5 protein-coding genes are annotated in these 7,454 nt (G+C 47.1%); 3 read left to right on the forward strand and 2 right to left on the reverse strand.

The genetic code is table 11. The features are described 5' to 3' along the window. Positions 1 to 6 precede the first annotated feature (6 nt). Entirely contained in the window at positions 7 to 3,150 is a 3,144-nt protein-coding gene (locus MMG82_RS18025) for a multidrug efflux RND transporter permease subunit (RefSeq protein ID WP_047534728.1), read from the forward strand. 135 nt (positions 3,151 to 3,285) lie between these two features. Then, a complete protein-coding gene (locus tag MMG82_RS18030; protein ID WP_047534731.1) occupies positions 3,286 to 4,554 on the forward strand; it encodes an HD-GYP domain-containing protein in 1,269 nt (422 codons plus the stop codon). A gap of 12 nt (positions 4,555 to 4,566) precedes the next feature. Here the strand turns inward: MMG82_RS18030 and MMG82_RS18035 are convergent, their stop codons facing one another. Together MMG82_RS18035 and MMG82_RS18040 are read right to left on the reverse strand one after the other, a co-directional pair. Beyond that, on the reverse strand, positions 4,567 to 5,040 hold the full coding sequence (locus MMG82_RS18035; RefSeq protein ID WP_047534734.1) for an NYN domain-containing protein: 474 nt from the start codon (positions 5,038 to 5,040) through the stop codon (positions 4,567 to 4,569). A gap of 153 nt (positions 5,041 to 5,193) precedes the next feature. Beyond that, complete coding sequence (locus MMG82_RS18040; protein WP_047534735.1) at positions 5,194 to 5,961, reverse strand: helix-turn-helix transcriptional regulator; 768 nt, start codon at positions 5,959 to 5,961, stop codon at positions 5,194 to 5,196. Positions 5,962 to 6,103: 142 nt separating this feature from the next. Here MMG82_RS18040 and MMG82_RS18045 point away from each other — a divergent pair, with 142 nt between their 5' ends. Next, positions 6,104 to 7,267 carry a multidrug effflux MFS transporter gene (locus MMG82_RS18045; protein ID WP_047534738.1) on the forward strand — a complete coding sequence of 388 codons (1,164 nt, stop codon included), beginning with the start codon at positions 6,104 to 6,106 and terminating at the stop codon, positions 7,265 to 7,267. Positions 7,268 to 7,454 lie beyond the last annotated feature (187 nt).

Consider the following 7,454-nt stretch of genomic DNA (forward strand, 5'->3'; position numbering starts at 1 on the left):
AACAGAATGTTGTCGCAGTTTTTTATTAAAAGACCGATATTTGCAGCCGTTCTCTCGCTGCTGTTTTTTATCACAGGGGCGATTGCCGTCTGGCAGTTACCTATTACCGAATACCCTGAAGTGGTGCCACCAACGGTCGTGGTCACCGCCAACTACCCTGGCGCTAACCCTAAAGTCATCGCCGAAACGGTTGCCTCGCCCTTAGAGCAGGAAATCAACGGCGTCGAAGACATGCTGTATATGTCATCGCAGGCGACGTCCGATGGACGCATGACCTTGACCATCACCTTTGCCATTGGCACCGATGTGGACAGGGCGCAAACCCAAGTACAGAGCCGGGTTGACCGTGCTATGCCGCGTTTACCACAGGAGGTTCAACGCCTCGGGATTGTGACCGAAAAATCATCGCCAGACTTAACCATGGTGGTGCATTTACTGTCGCCGGATAACCGTTATGACATGCTGTATTTGTCTAACTACGCGGCGCTCAACGTAAAAGATGAGTTAGCACGCATCAAAGGCGTGGGCGCGGTGCGTTTATTCGGTGCGGGCGAATATAGTCTGCGGATCTGGCTTGACCCGAATAAAGTCTCGGCGCTTGGCATGTCGCCAGCTGAAATTATTGCCGCCGTACGTGAGCAAAATCAGCAAGCGGCAGCGGGCAGTTTAGGGGCGCAGCCTAGTGGTAATGCCGACTTCCAACTCTTGATTAACGTTAAGGGGCGTCTGACTGAACTGTCAGAATTCGAAGACATTATTATCAAGGTCGGTCAAAACGGTGAGGTGATCCGTCTTAAGGATGTGGCGCGTGTCGAACTCGGTGCAACCAGCTATGCGCTGCGTTCATTGCTGGATAACAAGGATGCGGTCGCTATTCCGGTATTCCAAGCATCGGGCTCAAATGCGATTCAAATCTCCGACGATGTGCGCGCCGAAATGGCAAGACTGGCGAAGTCATTCCCCGAAGGGCTGCAATACGAAATTGTGTACGATCCGACCGTGTTTGTGCGTGGCTCGATTGAAGCTGTGATCAAAACCTTACTTGAAGCCGTGCTCTTAGTGGTGTTAGTGGTGGTGCTGTTCCTCCAGACTTGGCGCGCTTCGATTATTCCGCTGGTGGCCGTGCCTGTGTCTTTGGTGGGTACTTTCGCCTTTATGCACTTGATGGGCTTCTCGCTCAATGCGCTATCATTGTTTGGTCTGGTGCTGGCTATCGGGATTGTGGTCGACGATGCCATCGTGGTGGTAGAAAACGTGGAGCGAAATATCGCTTCGGGTTTAAGCCCAATTGCCGCAACGCAAAAGGCGATGAAGGAAGTGACTGGGCCTATTGTGGCAACCACTTTAGTGTTGGCCGCGGTGTTTATTCCTACCGCCTTTATGAGCGGATTAACGGGGCAGTTTTATAAGCAGTTTGCGCTGACTATCACTATCTCTACCTTTATCTCGGCCATTAACTCGCTCACCTTGAGCCCTGCGTTATCGGCGCTGTTACTCAAGGGCCATGATGCGCCTAAAGATGCGCTCACACGGTTAATGGATAAGCTGTTTGGTGGTTGGTTATTTACTCCTTTTAACCGTTTATTTAGCCGTGCCTCAGAGGGTTATGGCTATGTAGTACGTAAGGTGATCCGTTTTGGCGGCATTATCGGACTGGTGTATCTGGGCATGGTTGCGCTTACGGGCGTGCAATTTGTGAATACTCCAACGGGCTATGTACCCGGCCAAGATAAACAGTATTTAGTGGCATTTGCCCAATTACCGGATGCGGCCTCACTCGAGCGTACCGATGCGGTGATCAAGAAAATGTCCGATATCGCCTTGAATCACCCCGGTGTGGCGCACTCGATTGCCTTCCCAGGCCTGAGTATCAACGGTTTTACTAACAGTCCTAATTCAGGCGTAGTGTTTGTTGCCCTAGATGATTTTGAGTTACGTAAGAGCCCTGAACTGTCAGCGAATGCGATTGCAGGACAGTTGAATCAGCAATTTGCTGGTATTCAGGATGCGTTTATTGCCATCTTCCCGCCGCCACCTGTGCAAGGCCTCGGCACTATTGGAGGGTTCCGTCTGCAAATTCAAGACAGAGCCAACCTTGGTTATGAGGCCTTGTATCAGGTGACCCAACAAGTGATGTACAAGGCGTGGGCCGATCCACAATTAGCGGGGATTTTCTCCAGCTATCAAGTGAACGTGCCACAACTTGAACTGGATATCGATCGAACTAAAGCGAAACAGCAGGCAGTGTCGCTCGATCAAATTTTCCAGACATTACAAACCTATATGGGCTCGACCTATGTCAACGACTTCAATCGTTTCGGTCGAACCTATCAGGTGAATATGCAGGCCGACGAAGCATTCCGTCAAAGCCCACAGCAGATTAGTCAGCTAAAAGTGCCGAATGTGAATGGCGATATGATCCCACTTGGCTCCTTTATCAATGTGAGCCAGAGCGCGGGGCCCGATCGCGTGATGCACTATAACGGTTTCACCACGGCTGAGATTAACGGTGGCCCAGCACCGGGTGTGAGTTCGGGTCAAGCGCAGGCGGCGATTGAGAAAATCCTCGCCGAGACCTTGCCGATAGGCATGACCTACGAGTGGACTGAGCTGACCTATCAGCAAATCCTCGCCGGTAACACAGGTTTGTTAGTGTTCCCTCTGGTGATCCTGCTGGTGTTTATGGTGCTCGCCGCCCAGTACGAGAGTTTGAGTTTGCCATTGGCGATTATCTTAATTATCCCAATGACCTTACTCTCGGCGCTCAGTGGCGTGCTTATCTATGGCGGTGATAATAATATTTTCACCCAGATTGGTCTTATCGTGCTCGTGGGCTTAGCGACCAAGAACGCGATTCTGATTGTCGAATTTGCCAAAGAAAAACAAGACCATGGTATGGAAGTGATGAAGGCGATTCTTGAGGCAGCGCGCTTACGCTTACGCCCCATCTTGATGACCTCTATCGCTTTTATTATGGGCGTGGTGCCTATGGTGTTCTCAACGGGCGCGGGGGCTGAAATGCGTCAAGCCATGGGCGTGGCAGTATTTGCCGGTATGATAGGGGTGACGCTGTTTGGTTTGATCCTGACACCATTGTTTTACTATGCCTTAGCAAAACGCGCCCGTCATAGTACAGCATCGGAGGTCTAACTTGGCTGTGTTATAAGTTCTATTTTATATCGATAAAAAGACCTGAAATTTCAGGTCTTTTTTGTATTTTGCAGCTAATTATCAAGGTATTGACTATATTTTAGTGAGGGACAAATAATTTATTAGGAAAATTCAATGAATGCCTTTCAGCCCCATGACTTCAAAGTCAATATTGATGTAAGGCATGCTTTATTAGCCGTTGCGACGGCATTGGATTTTGTTGGGGTGGACGATTTGCACCACGGACATAGAGTTGGCTATATGGCTTACGAATGTGCGAATGTGCTCGGCTGGCCCGATGAAAAAAAGCAGTTCGCCTATTTTGCCGGACTTATTCATGATTGCGGCGTTTCTTCCTCCGAAGAGCACTTACGTCTGCTCAAATTAATGCAGCCAGAAGATGCGCAGTGTCATAGTCAACGTGGCTATGAGGCATTGCTTAAATGCCCGATTTTAGATGTTTTTGCGCCTGTCGTTCTTTACCACCACACACCTTGGCTTGAGTTGCAATCCCATGAGCTTTCCGTATTTGACCGTGATATTGCAGCACTGATTTTCTTAGCGGATCGTACCGACTTTTTAAGAGCCAGATATACGCATGGTTGTCATGAGGAGCTGATTACATTGCATGAAAGTATGGTCGCAGAGAATTTATTGGCCCATAGTGGAACCTTATTTGAACCAGAAATGGTCAATGCAATGTGTCAACTGGTCAAAAAGGATGGCTTTTGGTACAACATGGATGCAACTCATATTGAGTTATTAGGTCTGGAGTTCAAAGCTAATCACTTTTACGACAAAGAATTAGATATTGACGGGGTAAAGCAGTTAGCGCGATTTTTAGCTCGAATAGTTGATGCTAAGAGTCCCTTTACATTTCACCATTCAGAAAAAGTCGCACTGTTAGCAAAATTAGTGGCAAAGGACTGCGGTGTATCAGATACCGATGCTGAATTGTTGTACGTTGCGGGATTATTACATGATGTCGGTAAGCTCAAAACGCCTGACCTGTTGCTGCATAAAGAAGGCAAATTAACAAAGGAAGAGTATTCGATTGTCAAACGTCATACCGTTGATACAGAGCATACTTTACATCGTTTTTTCCCTAAGTCTGTAATAGGCGAATGGGCCTCAAATCACCATGAACGTCTCGATGGTTCAGGCTATCCCTTCAGTAAGCAGCAGGGACAATTAGATTTACCTTCGCGTATTCTTGCTGTGGTCGATGTTTTTCAGGCGTTGACTCAAAAGCGACCCTATCGAGGCTCTTTATCGCTATCAGAGATTGGCGACATTATGCAGCCCATGGTCGATAAAGGGCAGTTAGATGCAGGTGTTTACAGTATTTTGTTGGCAGATATAGATAATTTTTATCAATTATCAACCCAAGAATTTTCAGCTTAATATTCATTGTTGTTAGAGCAGTAAGGCATCATCAATCGGATTAAACTGTGTTGCTGCATCCATCAGTGATTTTGCTGTCAGTTGGGGGACGCCATAGACTTCTGTCTTAACGTCATATTTTTGCGTTATTTTCTCAAGCAAGATTGCAAAATCACCATCGCCAGAAAGCAGTATTACGGTATCCACATTGGGAGCGGTATCGAGTACATCAATTGTGATCCCAACATCCCAATCTCCCTTTGCTGATCCGTCACTGCGCTGGATAAAGGGCTTAAGTTTTAACTCAAAGCCGATATGTCTCAAAGCATCTTGAAACTTAAGCTGGCCATCATCACCTCGATGAATGGCATAGGCGACAGCACTGACAATATTTCCTTGCGCACTCAAGTGTTGCCAGAGTTGACGAAAGTTAAACTGGCGCTGATAGGCCTCACGGCAGGTGTAATAAATGTTTTGCACATCGACAAAGAGGGCGATTCTTTTCAAGGGATAAGTTATGGCTATCAGTTGGAAGACTCTGTGCACTATAGCACAGCAAGGTAGCTAATGGTGCGAGCAGGCAAAAACAGCAATGGATCTAATAGGGAATGGCCGAGTTTAGCTTTGCTTAACGGATTTTTAGTTAGGTTAATGGATTGATTATTTAAAGTATTGCGCCGGTGTTGTGCTGGTATATTGCTTAAAAAAGCTGATAAAGGCGCTGTCGCTGGAAAAGTGTAAATTAAAGCCCACCTGCGCCACCGATGCTCCCGCCGCTAATTGTTCAATGGCCGAGAGTAAACGCCATTGCTGGCGCCAAGCTTGATAAGCCATACCTGTCTGCGTACTAAAAATACGGCTAATTGTGCGCTCACTGGCACCGATTTCGATGGCCATATCTTTAAGGATGGCAGGTACTTTTTGATGTTGTTGCAGTTGCGCAAGCCAGGTTTTTAAACGTTTATCCTGTGGGAGCGGTAACGCCAAAATTTCTTCCGTAGCATTACCTAATTCTTCTAATAGCAGCGCAAAAGCATGGTGTTGAGTGCTTCTTGGTTTGTCCCAAGGCCAAAATGACATAGTGTCGATTAACGCCTTAAGTAGCGGGTTCACCTGGAAAATAGTGACCTTATCGGGCAATGAGTTGACCGTCTCTGGCTCAAAGTAGAGTGAGCGATAGGCAACCACATTACGCATGGTGACGCTGTGCTCAACGCCTGCTGGTAACCAAGCCGCACGTGTCGGCGGTAACACTACTTGAGTCTCGGCTAGGGTAAATGTCATTACCCCTGCTGGAGCGTACAGTAGCTGCGCCTTCTCGTGGTGATGCACTCCCGAGTCGTGTTCCCCCATGTCTGCGGCAATACCAATGACCAGATTATCCAACAGATCTGGATTAAATTGATGTTCAGGTCGAATAAAGGCCATTTTGTCCTATTTTTGATGTTTATTGTCTAAGTGTTGCTAATTGTCTGGTGTGGATTCTATCTATACTGCGCCATCTTTGACAAGTATGGAGCGACATTTTGGTTAACCAGCTCATTTGGTTTACTGAAATTGAATCGAAATCATGAATATAAAACCACCATTAGGGCTCGCTGTGCTGCTAATGATGTTTCCGCAAATAATGGAAACCATCTATAGCCCAGCCTTGCCTAATATTGCACAAAGCTTTGCCGTGTCGATTGCTGGCGCATCGCAAACCTTATCTGTGTACTTTATTGCCTTTGCCATCGGGGTATTTTGCTGGGGCCGTTTAGCCGACATTATTGGTCGCCGCAAAGCCATGCTCGCGGGATTAGTCTGTTATGCCATTGGCTCAGCCTTAGCCTTGATGGTGAGCGACTTTAACCTATTGTTACTGGCCCGAGTATTGTCGGCGTTTGGTGCGGCAGTGGGCTCTGTGATTACCCAAACCATGATGCGTGACAGCTACAGCGGCGAAGAATTAGCCAAAGTCTTTTCTGTGATGGGCATGTCACTTGGAATTAGCCCGGTGATCGGATTGCTAATGGGCAGTGTTCTCAGTGCCTATTGGGGATATCAAGGTGTGTTTGTCGCACTGATGGTTTCTGCCATAGTGCTGTTATTTTTATCGGTAAAATTGTTACCCGAAACCAAACCCGCACACACCCAGAAAATCGCGATAGGCAAGTTAGCGATTAAGATGCTTACCGACGGCGGGATTATTAAAAACACCTTGCTGGTGGCGGCGTTTAACCTGATGTGGTTTAGCTACTTTTCACTGGCGCCATTTATGTTTGAGGCGCAAGGGTTATCGACGCTTGCCTTCGGTACTAGTGGCTTGTTATTGGGCTTTGGCGCATTCCTTGGCAGTTATGTTAATAAAATATTGCTGGGTCGAGGCTACGCTAGCGCCCGGTTGGTTCGCTTCGCCAGTGTTATCGCACTTGTTGGTGGACTGGGTATTTGGCTATTCCAATCGACTGTTTTAGGGCTGAATAATGTTTACTTTTTAGCGCCTATGCTCTTGATTGTGATTGCTTACGGGATAGCGATTCCGAACATACTCAGCTCGGCTCTGGCAAACTACCGCGCCTATGCGGGCTCTGCTGGCGCACTCTTCGGACTGTTTTATTACATTCTGTTGGGACTAGGTTTAGGCGGCGCAGGAATCATTCACCATTTAGGTATGGTGGTCACATTCAGTGCACTGCTTTGTGTTGGATTAGGTGTAAATTTGGGCTTAGCCCATAAAGCAAGAAACGCTTAAATATAAATAGAAAAAGCCAAGGCACTGATTGCCTTGGCTGATTTATGCGATTCTCTAAAGTGATGATTAGCTATGAGCTTGCCTGTAGCTTACTGTGGGTCGAATATAAAACTATAGCGCTTAATTAAGTTGGTTGAGTAAAACATTAATCTAATATTTTGGTGGGGGAGTTAATGCTTGTTTGGTA

It is taken from the genome of Shewanella sp. MM_2022_3 (assembly GCF_022557375.1).
GTDB classification, from domain to species: Bacteria; Pseudomonadota; Gammaproteobacteria; order Enterobacterales; family Shewanellaceae; genus Shewanella; species Shewanella xiamenensis.